At 36.7% G+C, this 16,787-nt stretch carries 22 protein-coding genes and 1 pseudogene; 18 read left to right on the top strand and 5 right to left on the bottom strand.

What is annotated here, in order from left to right; genetic code table 11:
* Positions 1-62: 62 nt before the first annotated feature.
* Together trmB and KHA97_RS08270 are read left to right on the top strand one after the other, a co-directional pair.
* On the top strand, positions 63-698 hold the full coding sequence (gene trmB, locus KHA97_RS08275) for a tRNA (guanosine(46)-N7)-methyltransferase TrmB (protein ID WP_213124208.1): 636 nt from the start codon (positions 63-65) through the stop codon (positions 696-698).
* A gap of 91 nt (positions 699-789) precedes the next feature.
* Positions 790-1,638 carry a YtnP family quorum-quenching lactonase gene (locus tag KHA97_RS08270; protein ID WP_213124207.1) on the top strand — a complete coding sequence of 283 codons (849 nt, stop codon included), beginning with the start codon at positions 790-792 and terminating at the stop codon, positions 1,636-1,638.
* 364 nt (positions 1,639-2,002) lie between these two features.
* Here the strand turns inward: KHA97_RS08270 and KHA97_RS08265 are convergent, their stop codons facing one another.
* On the bottom strand, positions 2,003-2,323 hold the full coding sequence (locus tag KHA97_RS08265) for a PepSY domain-containing protein (RefSeq protein WP_325167422.1): 321 nt from the start codon (positions 2,321-2,323) through the stop codon (positions 2,003-2,005).
* Positions 2,324-2,478: 155 nt separating this feature from the next.
* Here KHA97_RS08265 and KHA97_RS08260 point away from each other — a divergent pair, with 155 nt between their 5' ends.
* Together KHA97_RS08260 and KHA97_RS08255 are read left to right on the top strand one after the other, a co-directional pair.
* A complete protein-coding gene (locus KHA97_RS08260) occupies positions 2,479-3,549 on the top strand; it encodes a M42 family metallopeptidase (RefSeq protein ID WP_213124205.1) in 1,071 nt (356 codons plus the stop codon).
* Between the two features lie 64 nt (positions 3,550-3,613).
* A complete protein-coding gene (locus KHA97_RS08255) occupies positions 3,614-4,129 on the top strand; it encodes a DUF84 family protein (RefSeq protein WP_213124204.1) in 516 nt (171 codons plus the stop codon).
* 18 nt (positions 4,130-4,147) lie between these two features.
* On the opposite strand, the gene KHA97_RS08250 is transcribed toward KHA97_RS08255, so the two are convergent.
* Complete coding sequence (locus tag KHA97_RS08250) at positions 4,148-4,588, bottom strand: YtoQ family protein (protein ID WP_213124203.1); 441 nt, start codon at positions 4,586-4,588, stop codon at positions 4,148-4,150.
* Positions 4,589-4,727: 139 nt separating this feature from the next.
* Here KHA97_RS08250 and KHA97_RS08245 point away from each other — a divergent pair, with 139 nt between their 5' ends.
* The 8 genes and pseudogenes from KHA97_RS08245 to KHA97_RS08210 all read left to right on the top strand — a co-directional run bounded on the left by KHA97_RS08245 (position 4,728) and on the right by KHA97_RS08210 (position 10,807).
* A complete protein-coding gene (locus KHA97_RS08245) occupies positions 4,728-5,237 on the top strand; it encodes a hypothetical protein (RefSeq protein WP_213124202.1) in 510 nt (169 codons plus the stop codon).
* A 665-nt stretch (positions 5,238-5,902) separates the two neighbouring features.
* A complete protein-coding gene (locus KHA97_RS08240; RefSeq protein ID WP_213124201.1) occupies positions 5,903-6,214 on the top strand; it encodes a thioredoxin family protein in 312 nt (103 codons plus the stop codon).
* A 121-nt stretch (positions 6,215-6,335) separates the two neighbouring features.
* Positions 6,336-7,136, top strand: coding sequence for a DUF1444 domain-containing protein (locus tag KHA97_RS08235; RefSeq protein ID WP_213124356.1), 801 nt, complete (start codon positions 6,336-6,338; stop codon positions 7,134-7,136).
* A gap of 14 nt (positions 7,137-7,150) precedes the next feature.
* A complete protein-coding gene (ytpR, locus tag KHA97_RS08230) occupies positions 7,151-7,753 on the top strand; it encodes a YtpR family tRNA-binding protein (protein WP_213124200.1) in 603 nt (200 codons plus the stop codon).
* A 241-nt stretch (positions 7,754-7,994) separates the two neighbouring features.
* Positions 7,995-9,451: pseudogene (locus KHA97_RS08225) on the top strand (aldehyde dehydrogenase family protein).
* A 144-nt stretch (positions 9,452-9,595) separates the two neighbouring features.
* Positions 9,596-10,015: a universal stress protein gene (locus tag KHA97_RS08220; protein ID WP_213124199.1), complete on the top strand. Its 420-nt coding sequence runs from the start codon at positions 9,596-9,598 to the stop codon at positions 10,013-10,015.
* Positions 10,016-10,173: 158 nt separating this feature from the next.
* Entirely contained in the window at positions 10,174-10,347 is a 174-nt protein-coding gene (locus tag KHA97_RS08215) for a DUF4083 domain-containing protein (protein ID WP_213124198.1), read from the top strand.
* Positions 10,348-10,384: 37 nt separating this feature from the next.
* On the top strand, positions 10,385-10,807 hold the full coding sequence (locus KHA97_RS08210) for a hypothetical protein (RefSeq protein ID WP_213124197.1): 423 nt from the start codon (positions 10,385-10,387) through the stop codon (positions 10,805-10,807).
* Positions 10,808-10,864: 57 nt separating this feature from the next.
* On the opposite strand, the gene lepB is transcribed toward KHA97_RS08210, so the two are convergent.
* Together lepB and KHA97_RS08200 are read right to left on the bottom strand one after the other, a co-directional pair.
* The gene (gene lepB, locus KHA97_RS08205; protein WP_213124196.1) at positions 10,865-11,422 is read right to left on the bottom strand and encodes a signal peptidase I; all 558 of its coding nucleotides are present in this window, start codon (positions 11,420-11,422) and stop codon (positions 10,865-10,867) included.
* A gap of 38 nt (positions 11,423-11,460) precedes the next feature.
* Positions 11,461-12,393: a serine hydrolase domain-containing protein gene (locus tag KHA97_RS08200; protein ID WP_213124195.1), complete on the bottom strand. Its 933-nt coding sequence runs from the start codon at positions 12,391-12,393 to the stop codon at positions 11,461-11,463.
* Positions 12,394-12,507: 114 nt separating this feature from the next.
* Between KHA97_RS08200 and KHA97_RS08195 the strand changes: the two genes are divergently transcribed.
* Genes KHA97_RS08195 through KHA97_RS08175 form a run of 5 tightly spaced genes read left to right on the top strand, consistent with a single transcriptional unit; the run spans position 12,508 to position 15,150 of the window.
* Positions 12,508-12,666 carry a hypothetical protein gene (locus KHA97_RS08195; protein ID WP_213124364.1) on the top strand — a complete coding sequence of 53 codons (159 nt, stop codon included), beginning with the start codon at positions 12,508-12,510 and terminating at the stop codon, positions 12,664-12,666.
* Positions 12,667-12,689: 23 nt separating this feature from the next.
* Positions 12,690-13,181, top strand: a complete 492-nt coding sequence (locus KHA97_RS08190) for a GyrI-like domain-containing protein (RefSeq protein ID WP_213124194.1) — start codon at positions 12,690-12,692, stop codon at positions 13,179-13,181.
* A gap of 5 nt (positions 13,182-13,186) precedes the next feature.
* A complete protein-coding gene (locus tag KHA97_RS08185) occupies positions 13,187-13,696 on the top strand; it encodes an NUDIX hydrolase (protein WP_213124193.1) in 510 nt (169 codons plus the stop codon).
* Positions 13,680-14,192 carry a GNAT family N-acetyltransferase gene (locus KHA97_RS08180; RefSeq protein ID WP_213124192.1) on the top strand — a complete coding sequence of 171 codons (513 nt, stop codon included), beginning with the start codon at positions 13,680-13,682 and terminating at the stop codon, positions 14,190-14,192. Before KHA97_RS08185 ends, KHA97_RS08180 begins: the two co-directional genes overlap by 17 nt.
* 13 nt (positions 14,193-14,205) lie before the next feature.
* On the top strand, positions 14,206-15,150 hold the full coding sequence (locus KHA97_RS08175; protein ID WP_213124191.1) for a phosphotransferase enzyme family protein: 945 nt from the start codon (positions 14,206-14,208) through the stop codon (positions 15,148-15,150).
* Positions 15,151-15,329: 179 nt separating this feature from the next.
* Here KHA97_RS08175 and KHA97_RS08170 read toward each other — a convergent pair whose 3' ends face one another.
* Positions 15,330-15,782 carry a DinB family protein gene (locus KHA97_RS08170; RefSeq protein WP_213124190.1) on the bottom strand — a complete coding sequence of 151 codons (453 nt, stop codon included), beginning with the start codon at positions 15,780-15,782 and terminating at the stop codon, positions 15,330-15,332.
* Positions 15,783-15,899: 117 nt separating this feature from the next.
* Between KHA97_RS08170 and KHA97_RS08165 the strand changes: the two genes are divergently transcribed.
* Positions 15,900-16,652, top strand: a complete 753-nt coding sequence (locus tag KHA97_RS08165; protein WP_213124189.1) for an alpha/beta hydrolase — start codon at positions 15,900-15,902, stop codon at positions 16,650-16,652.
* The last annotated feature ends 135 nt before the right edge of the window (positions 16,653-16,787 follow it).

The raw sequence follows: 16,787 nt of genomic DNA, 5'->3' as shown, positions 1-16,787 counted from the left end.
TTGCTAGTGTACGGAGAAGTGCCTTCTTTTATTCATACAAATATATATGAGGTGTAACATACATGCGTTTAAGACATAAGCCTTGGGCAAAGGAAAAAATCGAGAACTATCCACAATACGTCATTCCGAATCCAGCGCAATATCGAGGAAACTGGGATGCGTTGTTTAAAAATAATCAGCCTGTCCATATTGAAGTAGGTACAGGAAAAGGACGTTTTGTAACTGAAATGGCGAAAGCCAACCCAGACATTAATTATATTGGGATTGAGCTTCAGGAAAGTGTGATTGTAGCAGCACTTGATCGATTGATTGAAGCTGAGCTTCCGAATGTAAAATTGTTGAATACGAATGGGGAGGATTTGCAAGAGTTTTTTGCTAAAGGTGACGTGGAACGAATCTATTTAAACTTTTCCGATCCATGGCCAAAAAATCGTCATGAAAAAAGACGGCTGACTCACGACTCCTTTTTACGAATATATGAAGAGATTTTAATCGATAATGGAGAGATTCATTTTAAAACAGATAATCGTGGACTATTTGAATATTCTTTAGTAAGTTTTACAAATTTTGGCCTCCGATTAAAATTTGTAAGTTTAGATTTGCACAAGAGTGATTTCGAAGGAAATATTATGACAGAATATGAAGAGAAGTTTTCATCGAAAGGTCATCCGATTTATCGGTGTGAAGTAAAATACTAGTTTGCTAGAATCCACTAAAACTTTTAGTGGATTTTTTTTATGAGCCATCAATGTTAAAATCAACCTAAAGAGATGGAAGGATGTGGATAGCATGGAGGTTTTTAAACTAGGAGCCATTACCTTAAAATGGTTGAACGGCGGTGTCACTCATATGGATGGAGGCGCGATGTTTGGGGTTGTCCCAAAACCATTGTGGTCGAAAAAATATCCCGTAAATGAAAAAAATCAAATTGAATTGCGTACAGACCCCATTTTCTTACAAATTAATGATAAAAATATATTGATAGAATCCGGCATCGGAAACGGAAAATTGACTGATAAACAAAGAAGAAATTTTGGCGTGATAGAGGAGTCAAAAATATCAGAGTCTCTCGCCGAGTTAAGATTAACTCCTGAGGATATCGATATTATTTGTATGACACATCTTCATTTTGATCATGCTTGTGGTTTAACAAAACCTGATGGAGACGGTTATGCTTCTGTTTTTCCAAATGCTGTCATTTATACATCCGAAGTAGAATCGAACGAAATACGAAATCCAAATATTCGTTCGCAGAATACATATTGGAAAGAAAACTGGGAGCCGATTAAGAATCAAGTAGTAACTTTTAAAGAAAGGCAAGAAATTGAAGGTGCCATCACGATGATTCATACAGGCGGACATAGTAACGGTCATTCAATCATTGTGATTGAAAGTGAAGGAGAGCGTCTAGTTCATATGGGGGATCTTATGCCGACACATGCACATCAGAATGTTCTCTGGCTCCTTGCTTATGACGATTATCCAATGGATTCAATTAGAGCGAAACAGGCATGGATTCCATCGACCATGAAGGCTGGAAATTGGTTCACCTTTTATCACGATGGACATTATCGTGCTTTGAAATGGGACGAGGAAGGGAATATTGTGGATTCGGTGAAAAGAAACAGGGAGGAATAAATCTTACCGATTCATTAAGACTGAATTCAAAAAATATTGTTGGCACGGGTCCACTTAAATTTATTTACACACCATTTTAATTGTACGGATGTCTTGTCGATCGCAAAATCAGGTTTAAGTCCTTCCGCACGAGGAAAATAGTAAGTTGATGGTCACAATCGAGTTTTTGAGTCCTTGTGCCTCAGATAAATCACAAGTTCCCGGTCTCAATCGGATATTTGAGTTCTCATAGTTGAGAGAAATCGAAAATGAGTGGCATCAATTAGGTTACTATTGTTTCTAGCTTTAATTATTTTTCTAACAAGGGGTCTCAATTGAGTTATTGAGACCCCATTTTGGTAAACTTATAATTTTACCGCAAAATCTATATTGGATTTATATCAAGAACGCTTCCTGTATAAGCGTCAGCAATGAATTCATATTGCTGGCGTTCTCCGTCTTGTCTCGTTGAAATTCCACCTCGATATACCTTTGTTTTAATGGCGTATTTTTTATAATCCTCCGGCTTCATTTGCAGCCAGGAGCCATCGATTTTACCTTCTTTTTTGAAGGCACGCTTTACATTTGCAAGAACCTCTTCCCCAGATAAAGGCATTGTCTCATTCAATTTTTTACTTAAACAATAACCTCCGACTATTCCAGCCGCCGCCCCAGCAAAAAAAGATTTCCAATCCAACGGATGCACCTCCGAATTTGATAAGTAATTTTAGTATACAGGAAATAGTTTAAATCTTCGACAATTAGTATTGACCAAAGTTATATACAGATTAATGGCAAGTCATTTGCAAGTTCTGTAAAATAATACGTGTACATAAATTGGAATGATCAGGAGGCCTATAAATGAACCAAGAGACACTGGACTTATTTAAAACACTAACTGAACTCCCAGGGATTGCTGGAAATGAACATGCTGTGCGCAATTTCATGAGGGAGCAATTAGAAAAATATGCAGATGAAGTGGTCCAAGACCGTTTAGGCGGAATCTTTGGAGTAAAGCGTGGAGATGAGCAAGGACCAACTGTCATGGTAGCGGGGCATATGGATGAAGTTGGTTTCATGGTTACGAATATTACCGAAAATGGAATGATTCGTTTTCAAACGATTGGCGGTTGGTGGAGCCAAGTATTATTAGCCCAACGTGTTCAAATCATTACCGAAAATGGACCAGTAGACGGAGTCATTGGATCTATTCCTCCCCATCTGCTTAGTGACGAGCAACGGAAGAAGCCAATGGATGTTAAAAACATGATGATTGATATTGGTGCTGATGACAAAGAAGATGCTAAAAAAATCGGCATCAAACCTGGTCAGCAAATCGTACCACTATGCCCGTTTACTCCAATGGCAAATCCAAAGAAAATTATGGCGAAATCATGGGATAACCGCTACGGATGTGGATTATCGATTGAGCTTTTGAAAGAACTGAAGAATGAAAAAATCCCGAACATCCTTTATTCCGGGGCGAATGTTCAAGAAGAAGTTGGGTTAAGAGGGGCAACAGTTGCAGCAAATATGATTAAACCTGATATTTTCTTTGCTCTTGATGCAAGTCCTGCAAATGATATGTCAGGCGACAAAAATGAATTCGGCCAGCTTGGAAAAGGGGCATTGCTTAGAATATATGACCGTTCAATGGTTACTCATAAAGGGATCAGAGAATTTATTCTCGATACGGCAGAATCAAATGATATTCCTTATCAGTATTTCGTTTCCCAAGGTGGAACTGATGCAGGGAAAGTTCACCTTTCTAACGAAGGAGTACCAAGTGGAGTAATCGGTATCTGCTCGCGTTATATTCATACACATGCATCGATTATCCATGTTGATGATTATGCAGCAGCGAAAGAGCTCATTGTGAAGTTAGTAAAAGCGAGCGACCGTGCCACAGTTGAATCTATTAAAAAAAAATAAGTAGTATGAGGTGAAGGAAACTTCGCCTCTTTGCCATGTAATAAAAAATAAAAGGAGTCATACCATGAAAATAGCAGTTGGGTCTAAAAATGCAGCAAAAATTAAAGCAGCTGAAACCGTTCTGTGGGATATCGGCAATCAGAACGAACTTTTTCCTATAGATGCACCATCGAATGTAAGTGGGATGCCGTTTTCAGATGAAGAGACAATGACAGGGGCAATGAATCGAGCAGAGTTTTGCTTAACCCATGAGGATATAGATATTGCTATAGGTCTTGAAGGTGGTGTAACAGAAACGCAGCATGGTCTTTTTTTAATAAACTATGGTGCGTTAGCTGAAAGAGATAAGGAGACGATTGTTGCAGGTGGAGCAAGAATTAAGCTGCCAGAGGAGATTGCTGAACGCTTGAGGGCGGGAGAAGAGCTAGGTCCAGTGATGGAGGATTATAGTAAGAATAAGAATGTGCGTTCCAATGAAGGTGCGATTGGAATTTTTACACATGGAATGGTAAATCGCGATGAAATGTTTATGCATATAATGAAATTACTTGTTGGACAAAGAGGAGACTGGCATAAATAAACCAGTCTCCAACATGTATTATTCAAAAACATAAGCGAGTGCTTTAATCGCTTGGTTGACTGTTTCAACGGTTGCATTGGCTTTCCTGGATAATTCTTTTAGCGGATGGTGTAATTCTTCAGGACGTATGAGAATTAATGGTTTTCCGAGTGCAACTGCAGCACTTGCATCCATAGCAGTATTCCACTGTTTAAACTTTTCACCAAATAAAGCAATAACAAGATCAGCTTTTTGCATAAGCACTTGGGTTCGTAAGTTATTAAAACTTGAAGCAGCAGCATCGCGGAATATGGCATTAGGCTGTTCACCGAGTATTTCTTCCCCGATTGCATCGGATCGATCATGATCTTCCATCGGTCCCACGAAATCAACTGGAAGCTGCAATGCTTTAGCCTTTTCCTTAATTTCTTCGCGCCAGTTACTATGAATTTCACCTGCTAAATAAACGGTTAACCTCATCACTTATCCCTCCTATATGTACTACCTGACATTGTATCATTTTTTTCCAATAGTTTCTTTGTCTGTACCTGGGGTTGTCAAGCGGTTTTTAGGAGTAGTATGATAGACATGTGAGTTTAGTAACATAGGGGGAAGGATCATGAAAAAAATAGTAGCAAGCATCATGATCATGTTTAGTGTTCTGATCATAGCAGCTTGCGGGAAATCGATAGATGAGGAAAAAGTAAAAGCCGAGACGAACGTTGAAAAGACTTTTCAAGCAAAATCTGAAGAAGCCAATGAAGAGGTTCAGTCGATAAAGTTCAATCTACCAACAGGATTTACAATAAAAGATGAATCGCCAAATAATATTATTATGAAAAAAGGAGACCACACTTATATCCTTTTTTATAATCCTAACGAACAAAGTGATAGTAAAGCGCTTTACGATGGTGTTGTCGAGAATGCAAATAAAGTAATTGTTAATAAAACTTATTTAGATAAAGATCGAGTTGGATACATTGTCATCAATGAAACAGATAAAGAACTGTACGAAGTTAGTGTTGGGATTGGCGGGGTTAAAGCCACTACAGAATCTGATTTAAAAACACTTGCTGCTGATGCCGAACTTTTAATGAAAATCGTTAACTCTACATCAATCAAAGAATAAACAATTTTAGAGGCGGAGCATTCCGTCTCTTTTTTATAGGAAATTATAGATTGGAAACTGTGGATAACTTTTAAGAAGGTAGTTCCCATCTAGCTCCAGCGCCTAGCGACTAGCAAACTTCCGGTTTCTTCCTACGATAAGTCAACATCGACTCGCCTTTTAATGTCCAGTTACAGGCGCCAGCCCCTCGAGGTCAAATAACCTGAGTCAATAAAGTCAAAGAGCGACTTTTTTGACTCAGAACATTTGCTTGTCGGAGGCCCGCAGGATGCGGGTCAGGAAGGCGTTGTGACGTACATGGATGTACTAGTGCAGGCGAAGCGACAGGACGTCGCTGCCTGAGCCTGCAACAGGACGTTGCGTACTTAGCCTTTCTTCTTTTATTCAGGCGCCTTCCGCTTTTCGTGGCTCATCGTGTTTCCTTTATCTCGTTAGAACCCTAAAGAGGAACGTCGACTAAAAACGGCCACGTCCTGTGGCGACGTCGACGGACCCACATCCTGTGGGCCTGTAAGTCGCTGAACAGGCGCTTGCGCTTTTGTTTTTCTTCAAGTCATTTTACTCCTTATTTTTTGTCTGGCTGTGGTAAGCTTAAACAAATTGGAATTTAAAAAGCATGGCTGGATTAACTAGCCAATTGTTAATCTACATAGGAGGAAAAAGAGATGGAAAAATTACAATCCGTAGAGCAATACGAATCATTAAAAAATGAAGAACGGACAATCTTTATGTTTTCTGCCGATTGGTGTGGAGACTGCAGGTTCATTGAACCATTTTTGCCAAGACTTGAGGCGGATTATCCAGAATATACATTCATTGAAGTCGATCGCGATCAATTTATTGATTTATGTGGCGAGCTAAATATTTTTGGAATTCCAAGCTTTATTGCTTATCATGACGGTGAGGAAGTAGGACGCTTCGTCAGCAAGGACCGTAAGACGTTGGAAGAAATTGAAGAGTTTATTAATGGTCTATAAATAATTTACAAAACCTCTGCAAATTCTGTGGAGGTTTTTTTGTTGTTTCTTTGAGACTGTAGTCAGTTTCATGTAAAATAAACGATAGTGTATTGCACCCAAGGAGGGTTGAATGATGAAAATGGATGAAAAGAAATTAAGAAGAGAATTAGAGAAAAGGCTTGAAAAACAAGGCCGTTCTTTTAAATATGATCGCAAAAAAGAATCACTTCGTATTGAAAACGAGGAAACTGGGAAAGGGATTGACGTTGCCCTTCCTGGAATCGTGGCAAAATGGCATGAGCATAAAGAAAAGGCGATTGATGAGGTTGTCTATTATGTGGAAGAAGCCCTTGAGGTAATGGGGAAAGAACAAAGCTTAGCGGGTAGTGAAAAGAAAATATACCCGGTGATTCGCTCTACTTCCTTTCCAGTTGAAACGAGTGATGGCATTCCGTTTATGACAGATGACCATACGGCTGAAACAAGAATATATTACGCCTTGGATCTCGGTAATACATATCGAATGTTAGATGAGAACCTAATTGAAAAAGAGGGGCTTGAACCGCAAAAAATTCGTGAAATAGCCCGTTTTAATGTCAGATCGTTGTCTACTGAAATGAAAAGAGATTCTCTTGCAGGAAATGATTTTTATTTCTTAAACACGAACGATGGTTATGATGCGAGTAGGATACTAAATGACAAGTTCCTCCAAGAAAAAGCGGAAACGATTGAAGGCGATATGGTGGTAGCTGTCCCTCATCAGGATGTACTCATTATCGGGGATATTCGCAATGGAACAGGTTACGATATATTAGCTGAATTAACTATGAGCTTTTTTACTTCAGGAAATGTTCCGATTACCGCACTTTCGTATATTTATGAAAATGGAAAATTAGAACCAATCTTTATTTTAGCAAAGGATCATAAGAAAGAAGACTGAAAGGGGATTTTAACATGAATGTATTTTATAATTTAGAAGGTGTAGGCGATGTTCTGCTAATTAATTTAGGAGATATTGAACATAGAACGTTTGAACGAAAAGGGGACGTTGCCCGTATTTTTGATGAACAAACGAATAAAACGGGAGGATTTAATATATTTAATGCTTCTCAATATGTTCAGGTAGATGCGAAGGGTCAAGTAGATTTAAATGAAGAGATTTTAGGAAAAATCAATGAAGCACTTGATAAAAACGGTTTTGAAGAAAAACTGGAAGCCGATTTCTCACCTAAATTTGTCGTCGGGTATGTAAAGGAAAAAGAAAAACATCCAAATGCAGATAAGTTAAGTGTTTGTAAAGTCGATGTTGGGACGGATGAACTGCAAATCGTTTGTGGTGCACCAAATGTCGACACAGGACAAAAAGTTGTTGTGGCAAAAGTAGGAGCAGTCATGCCAAGCGGAATGATCATTAAAGATGCAGAACTACGCGGTGTACCTTCTAGTGGGATGATATGTTCTGCTAGGGAATTAGAACTTCCGAACGCACCTCAAGAAAAAGGGATTCTCATTTTGGAAGATGAAAAATACGAAGTAGGACAGGAATATAAGTTTTAACGTATTAAAGAAAATAATTGGATTATGGCACTTATTGTAAGTCAAATATACAAAGCTTTTTTAGGGATAAATATAAATGATGCGTGGAGAAAATCATAAATTTTCTCCACGTATTTTTTTATCTCTCGTTATTGCCTACTGATATTTTACTTAAGGCATATAGAACTGGAATTTCTAAAGGTTTAATAGATTTATGTAAGGAAATATAAATAGATGAGATAACACATAAGGAGGATGTCAGATGGAAAAATATACGGAGTTAAACAAACAGTTTATTGCCGGTGAGTGGCGAGACGGAATGAGTAAAACCGTATATGACGATATGAATCCATATAATCAAGAAGTGATCACAAGCATTCAAATGGCCGATCAAAATGATATAGATGATGCATACTCCTCAGCCAAAAAAGCTCAAAAAGAATGGGAGCAAGTCAACGCTTTTGAGAAAGCGGATATTATGGAAAAAGCTGTGCAAATTATGAAGAATCGGCGTAATGAACTAGTAGAGCTTCTTATAGAAGAGTCAGGTTCATCTTTCATTAAAGCAAACGTAGAAGTAGATTTTTGTATTTCTATTACTAGAGAAGCAGCAAGTTACCCGATGCGTATGGGCGGGGAAATGGTTCCGTCACTTGTATTTGGAAAAGAAAATCGCCTGTTCAGAAAGCCTTTAGGTGTACTAGGTGTTATCAGTCCGTTTAATTTTCCTATGTATCTATCAATGCGTTCCGTAGCCCCTGCCTTAGCCGCAGGTAATGGAGTAGTTCTTAAACCAGACGAGCAAACAGCGATGTCGGGTGGCACTGTTATCGGAAAAATATTTGAAGAAGCTGGGTTGCCCAAGGGTTTGTTTAATGTTGTGGTAGCTTCGATAGAAGATATAGGAGATGGTTTCGTTGATCATCCTATCCCTCGAATGATTTCATTTACAGGTTCTACCCCTGTAGGGAAACATATCGGAGCACTTTGCGGAAAAAATATAAAGAAAGTTGCATTGGAGCTAGGTGGAAATAATGCATTAATTGTATTAGAGGATGCTGATTTGGAAAAAGCCGTCCATTCAGCTATTTTCGGTAAGTTTATGCATAATGGTCAAATTTGTATGGCAATAAATCGTATTATTGTTGATGAAAAGATCTACGAGGAGTTTTTGGAAAAATTTATAGAAAAGGCTAAGAAAATACCTGTTGGTGATCCTACTAATAAGGAAAATTTAATAGGACCATTGATTAACAAAGGGGCCATGAACGAATACTTGGAGAAATAGAAAAAGCTAAACAAGAAGGAGCAAAGGTAGTTCTTCAGGGGAAAGTGGATGGAAGTGTTATGCATCCGACTATTTTAACGTCAAGTTCGAATAATGTTGCGACTGCAAAAAATGAAATGTTTGGCCCTGTCGTAACAATTATTCCATTTAAAACAGAAGAGGAAGCAATTGAAATTGCAAATGATACACCATATGGGCTAAGTGGTGCTGTCCATGCCGGTTCAATAGAAAAAGGGGTCCAAGTGGCTTTGAAAATGGAAACAGGAATGGTTCATGTAAATGATCAGAGTGTAAACGATGAACCTTTAATAGCATTTGGAGGAGAAAAGCAATCGGGTATTGGGAGATTTGGTGGGAGATGGTCCCTCGATGAATTTACAACATATCAATGGATCTCCACACAAGATATTACGAGAGAGTATCCATTTTAACAGAAAAAGATGTGACGATTTTTCGTTCACATCTTTTTTTTAGGTTGTGCAAAATCATTTTTTTTGGGATAATTCTCATATTGTCGAATACTAATAATTTCGTAAAAAAATAGGAAAAAAATATTTTAGAAGGCGGGGAACAGAATGTACAATAGAATATTACTGGCAGCAGATGGTTCCGAAAACTCTATTCGCGCAGCTAAAGAAGCAGTAAAAATTGCTTCATTCGCGGAAGGCACAGTTGTAGAAATTGTATTTGTTATCGACTATTCAAAAGGGTCAAAAGAGGTACTCCAAAGTAAGGATGCCGAAACCATGGATGTTGAACGTCGAAAAAAACTCCTGCCAATCGAGGAAATGTTTAATCAAGCAAACATTACATATAAGGTAACATTACTTCACGGAGATCCTGGTTCAGTAATCGTTGAATACGTAAATAAACTATCATGTGATATGGTTGTAATGGGCAGTCGTGGTTTGAATGCATTGCAAGAGATGGTACTAGGAAGCGTTAGCCATAAAGTGGCGAAAGATGCGAAATGTCCTGTTTTGATAGTGAAATAATAATTTTTTAATAGAGATACTTTTAAACAAACAGGGACTTGAATCATACCCTGTTTGTTTTCTTCTATATAGAATCTCGATTCTTCGTAACTTTAAATTATTCACATGTAAAATATGGTAAACTTTAGGATAAATAACTCAGTTTGAGGTGGCACAATATGGGAGATGTATTATTTCAATTATTTAGTATTGGTTATATAGTTCTCATCATTATCCTAATTGTATTTCTTGTTCTTACTTTTTCTAAACGCAAACATCAGCTTGATAGAATTGAAAAGAAGCTAGATGCTATAAATGAACGAATAAATAATGAGAAGAATGAAGGAGTTTGATTTGTAATTAATTTAAACTTGATATGGAGAACAAATTATGAATAAACTCATCGCTATATGTTTGGCTATTCTTATATTTTTATCTGGTTGCCAATCGTCAGATGCGAGTATGGTTAATAAGCCGGAGATTCTTTCTGCTTTAAGAGAGCAAGACTTATTGTTGAAGGAAATGAAAGTTCCAAAGGATAACATTTTTGGAATGAAACTAAATGGCATCAGGCCAACTACTTTTGAATTAGATGACAAGTTGTTTTTGGTTTATATTTATAAATCTGAACTGGAAAGAGAGAAAGGATTCAAGGATTTTCAAAATAAAACAGCTGCAGTTAATTTAGTATCTTACAATTATTACGAAGCAAAAAATGCGTTAATTTTCTATGTTCATGGACGTAACCTAGCTATAGAAGTTGAAAGAGACGATAAAATTCAAAAGGCTGTAGATGTATTAAATGGAAAATAGTGGAAAAGGAAACCTATTGAATAAGGCTTCCTTTGAATTCCTTCATTTTGTGTAAACCTATTTAATCATTTGGAAATCTTTAAATGGCCAAAATATTATTTTTGCTGTGCCTAGCACATCTTCGATTGGAATTGCACCGATATGCCGGCTGTCCGTACTATGTCCCCTATTATCACCCATAACAAACAAATGACCTTTTGGTACAGTATCTCTACCGATTGGAGTATCCTTTAAAGAAAACGAATATGTAAGAGGTATACCAGGCATATTCTGTTTTTTATATTCATCCAGGTAAGGTTCTTCATATGCTTTTCCATTGATATATAAAATATCGTCTTTATACTCGATAGTGTCTCCAGGCAATCCAATTACTCGTTTTACATAGTTTTCACTTGGAGAGGCTCGGAAAACAATAATATCAAATCTTTTTGGTTCCAATAATGAATAATTTACTTTATCTACAATCATCCGATCTCGGTCATGCAAAGTCGGCATCATAGATTCTCCTTTAACTGTGGCCGGTGAAAAAATAAAGTGCCGAACTACAACTGCTAGCAAAATAGCAATAAGAAACGCTTTTGTCCATTCCCATAATTCACTTTTCTCTTCTTTCATAGCAATCACCCTTTCAACTATCCTTATAAAAATATAAATTATACTGATTCCGTTATAAAATATTCAATTATATATTTTTTAAACAAGTCCAATGGAAGAAATGTTTGATCATATAGTTCACTAGTGAAGACCATTACAAATTCGAACACTGGATTAATGATGATAAAATTACCTCCATATCCCATTGCAAAATATACAGGAAAAGTAAGTCGCTCATCTTCTAAAACCCACCAATGGTAACCGTATGATCCAATCCATTCATAACCTTCGTATTTCTTTGTAGTGGATGCTTCAATCCATTCTTTTGAGACGATTTGTTTATTGTTCCATTCCCCGAGTTGCATCATTAAAAGACCAATTTTTAATAAGTCGCTTGTTTTTATTGAAAGACCAAATCCGCCTATTCCAATCCCTTTGGAATCTTTATGTAGATTAAATTTTTCTATTCCAATTGGTTTAAAAAGCTTTTCGTAAGCATATTTCTCCAATGACATGCCAGAAACTTTTTGTAATATTGCGCTTAATAAGTGAGAGCATCCCGAGTTATAGTTCATTATTTCCCCAGGAGTAGTCACTAATTTCTTTTCCAAAACAAATTTGACCCAATCCTTGCTATTGATCATTGGGAAAGGACGGCCACCCCAATCTCCGAATTCACCCCATTCGAAACCTGTTGTCATCGTTAACAGATGTTCGACAGTAATTTTTTTCTTCTCATCTTCCAGAGTAGGAAAGAAAGTGTGGATCGGTGTATGGATATTCTCAATTAATCCTTCATCGATTGCTATACCGACTAAAATTGAAAGAATGCTTTTTGTGACTGAATTCACTTTAAACAATTTTTCTTTCATTTTCCTATTTTTATAGTATTGAAAAATCGTCTCTCCTTTAACATAAATTAAACAGGAGCTTATTTTTTCTTTTTTGATATCATTTTCAAGGCTATGTAAAGCTTTTGAAGATATTTTCATGTATTCCTCCAAATATTAAAATAATGTTACCAATTTTTAGAATTTCTCATCTATAATTATATTAACAAAATGGGACGACTAATAAAAAGAGTAAAAATGAAAGGTGGAAAAGTTTTGGGTGGTAATGAATACTTTGTTGGATGGGGAACGTTAACATTGATAAATGCTGGATTAGCACAAGCGAAGAATAGAAGTGGTTTAAATTGGTTTTTACTTTCCATTATTCTTGGACCAGTAGCAACTTTCTTACTTGTAATAATGGAAAAAAAATAAACGAAAAAAAGGAGAATGGAGAAATGACAGTCATACAAAAAAACGATGCGGCATTAATTTCCAAAGAATCATTTCACGCAATTGGTTTAAAATGGGAAGGAACATTTGCTGAAGCTGGTGAGGGAGGGATTCGAAAGATTCAAACTGAACTGAAAGAGAGATTAAATGAGATCCCTCATATCGTGAATCCAGATATTTTGCTCGGTCTTTCCTATCATGCTAAACCTGGTGGCGATGGTTTTACCCACTATGCAGCTGTTGAAGTGGAGAAGGTAGAAAACATTCCCTTTGGCATGGTAAGCATATATGTCCCTACTTTATCGTATGCAACATGTGAACATCTTAAAGGTCAAAATATTGAACAGTCATACAATAATATATATAGTTGGATAAGTTCTGAAGGACTAAAGGAAAATAATGTCCATCATTTAACTCACTTTGAAAAATATCCTATGAAGCAAGATCCTTATTCGACTGATCCTGAATTTACCATTATGATTCCTGTAACTAGGTGATAAAAATGTATTCTACATATGTTAATTGGAATGGGAAGGTAAAACTAACTTGGATTCCGAGTTCTGTTCTTCCAGAACGGAATCTGATAACGAGTGTACACGGCTTTTGCTTTTATGAAAATGAATTATTAATGATTGATTTATATGACCGAGGTTGGGATTATCCTGGAGGACATATTGAAAGTGGAGAAACTCCAGAAGAGTGTTTTAAACGAGAAGCTATGGAGGAAGGGTATGTAGAAGGGGATTGTCACCTTTTAGGGCATATTGAGGTAAACCATCAGGAAAATATGAATTGGAAAGAAGATAGTCCTTACCCTCAAATTGGTTTTCAAGTTTTTTATCGTATGGATATCCAAAAACTCCATCCTTTTGAAGGGAAATTTGAATCTTTAAAAAGAATTTTTATTTCCCCATGTAAAGCATCTGAGTATTATGAGGGGTGGAATGTGGCCCACGAACAAATTTTAAAAGAAGCTAAGCGAGGATTAGTCATTAATGAATATCAGGACTGAAACATTTAAAGACTATAAAGCTGTTTATGATTTGAATTATGTGGCGTTTGGAATGCGGGAAGATGAATCGAAATTGGTAGAGCGGATTCGAGAATCTGAAGGCTTTATTTCCGAACTATCTATTGTAGCTGAAGAAAATAGTGAAATCGTTGGCCATATATTGCTAAGTAAAGCAAGTGTGGTACATGGTGATGAGTCAACGGAAGTCATTGTTCTAGCGCCTGTATCAGTAAAACCAGGACATCAGAAGATTGGCATTGGAAGTATGTTGATCAACGAAGGATTAAAAAGAGTAAGGGAGTTGGGTTATGGACTGGTTTTGTTAATTGGTCATCCATCCTATTATCCTAAATTCGGTTTTAAACCTGCCCGACAATTTGGATTGGAATTACGGCAGTTTGATGTTCCGGATGAAGTTTTTATGGTTTGTGAACTAAAAGTGTGGGAACTTGATCACGTTCAAGGCGAACTTCAATATCCGCCAGCATTTTTTTGAAAAGGACATAGAGATGTATATAAAAAAGATAAATGAAATATTAGAAAGAGAATTAAATAGAGAGATTATTGATATTTGCCTTCAGTCGGAAGGATTTCAAAATATCGTGGCAACCTTTAAATCGGATGAAAAGCAATATGTTGCAAGATTTAGCCAAAAGAAGAAAGAATCGATTCAAGCAGAAATCCAATGGATGGAATATTTACAAGGCAAAGGGATTAGTCTTGCAGCTCCTGTTCAGTTCGGTAGTTTAGAAAAAGTCATTGAAATCGAAATAAATCAAGAGAATTATTTGCTTACTTTTTTTCAGCATACAGGGGGTCAACCAGTAAATGTGTTGGATAGTGCTGAATGGAATGGTGAATTCTTTTATCGATGGGGTAGGATGATTGCTTTATTACATAATATTTCTGGACCTGCCTTTAAACGGCCAGAAGGTAGTGCAACCATCGAATCCGATACTAAATGGGTAAATGATTGTTATAAGGATTTAAAGATACAGCTTAATACCTTTTCTAAAACTACTACTAATTTTGGCCTTATCCATAATGATCTTCATCAAGGTAATTTCCACATTGTGGATGGCGAAATTATTTTATTTGATTTCGACGATTGTGCGTATCAGTTTTTTGCTCAAGATTTAGCTGTTTCGATTTATCACGCCATATGGACGGGAACTTCTTTTTATCCAGAGTGGGAGGATTTCCCTCACTATTTTCTCACCCATTTTTTAAATGGCTATCTTTCCATAAGACAACTTTCAGAAGATATGTATGACCAGCTTCTTGTCCTTTTGCAAATGAGAGAGCTGTTTTTATACACATTGTTCTTAGAAAAATGGGACCCAGAAACTATGGAAGACTGGCAGTTTGGGAAATTGAGAGAATTAGAAAGAAATTTGAGGGAGAAGAGAATTCCGTATGAGCAGGAAATAAGGAAAGTAAGCATTATTTTGTGAGGGAAATTTAAGTTAGAATGTATTCGATATTGATTATTATTTTCTAGAGTAGGAACATGTTAATCGAGAGTATTGCATTCAAGCTGACACTATTTATCTTACACGTTTACTTTCTTTATTTCTAAAATCATTAATATCCCCTTCGCAAATGCACAGCGAGAGGGGATATTAAAGTTATTTCACATCACTCCTAATGCTTTAATCATCCCAGCATGTATTCCTTCATGCCAGATAACGAATTGGAGAAGCGCATCTACTGTTTCCATCTTATGAGGGCCAATCTCAAACGATTCAGAAGCTGCATTACCTAATTTTCCTACAAAGAATTCATCTATGTATCGACTTTGCTTTTTAAACGCATCCAACATTTCTTCCGCTGAAGGTGGAATCTCTGTCCACTGAGATGGTCGTGTTCCAGGGGCAAATAATGCTGTCCAATTGGGATTTTTTACTTCATATTCATTATCAGCTTTATGTAATAAAATTTCCGCCGTTACATAGATATGACCAACGTTCCAACGAATCGAATTAGAGAAACCATCTGGAATATCGTCCCATTTATCAAGATTTGTTTGATTAAGTGCTCTGATCGTATAAGTACGGGCGAATTGAAACTGTTTTAAAGAAGCCATTTCTATTCCACCTCTTTATATGATAATACCATTATATACCATATTACTAGTCGTTGTTTTATTTAAAAAATGCTAAAATAGTAGTACTCTTATCAAAAATAGAAAGGGTGTTTTCTTTTGCAAAAAGCTGTATCTATTTCTCATAATGGTCTTACACTTCGCGGGATGGAACATTTTCCATCTGGGGAAAAATTACCCGCGGTTATTTTATTTCATGGATTTACAGGTAATAAGCTCGAGCCTCATCGCTTATTTTTACAAATTTCAAGAGCTTTGGAAAAGCAAGGCTTTGCCAGTTTCCGCTTCGATTTTCTTGGCAGTGGTGAGAGCGATGGAGACTTCGAAGACATGACTGTCACAAAAGAGTTCGAAGAAGCAAGAACAATATTTGATTATGTTAAATCCCATCCAAAGATTGATGAAAATAGAATTATTTTATTAGGTCTAAGCATGGGAGGACTCGTTGCTAGTTTGCTGGCTGGTGAGTTGAATAACGGTATCGAGAGATTAGTGTTACTTGCTCCAGCAGGAACAATGCATCAAATTATAGAGCCAATGGAAGCAACTGTTCCTTTTATCGCCAGCCACAACGCTTATGATTATGGTGGAAACCTTGTAGGAAAAGCTTTCGGTGAAGATTTAAAAACCATAAATGTTTGGGAACGTGCTGCTAAATATAAAGGCAACGTTTTACTTATTCATGGAACAAAAGATGAAGCTGTTCCATACGAAGTATCTAATATGTATATTGAAAAATGCTACAGTGATCGGGCTACACTACATACGATTGAAAATGGAGATCACACTTTTAACTCCTACCAATGGGAGAATGAAGTGATTGAGTCGATTGTGAATTATGTAAAAAACTAAGAAAGAACTAGAATCGTTTTTAGTCGATTCCATTCACTATTGGAAACGGCTTTTTTCGGATACTTTAAAAAAGCAGTTAGATTTCAAAATTTCTAAATCTAACTGCTTTCCCTAACATAATATCCGTAATATTAA

The organism is Lederbergia citri (genome assembly GCF_018343625.1).
Lineage (GTDB): Bacteria > Bacillota > Bacilli > Bacillales > Bacillaceae_C > Lederbergia > Lederbergia citri.
This window is presented reverse-complemented; position numbering and strand designations above follow the sequence as displayed.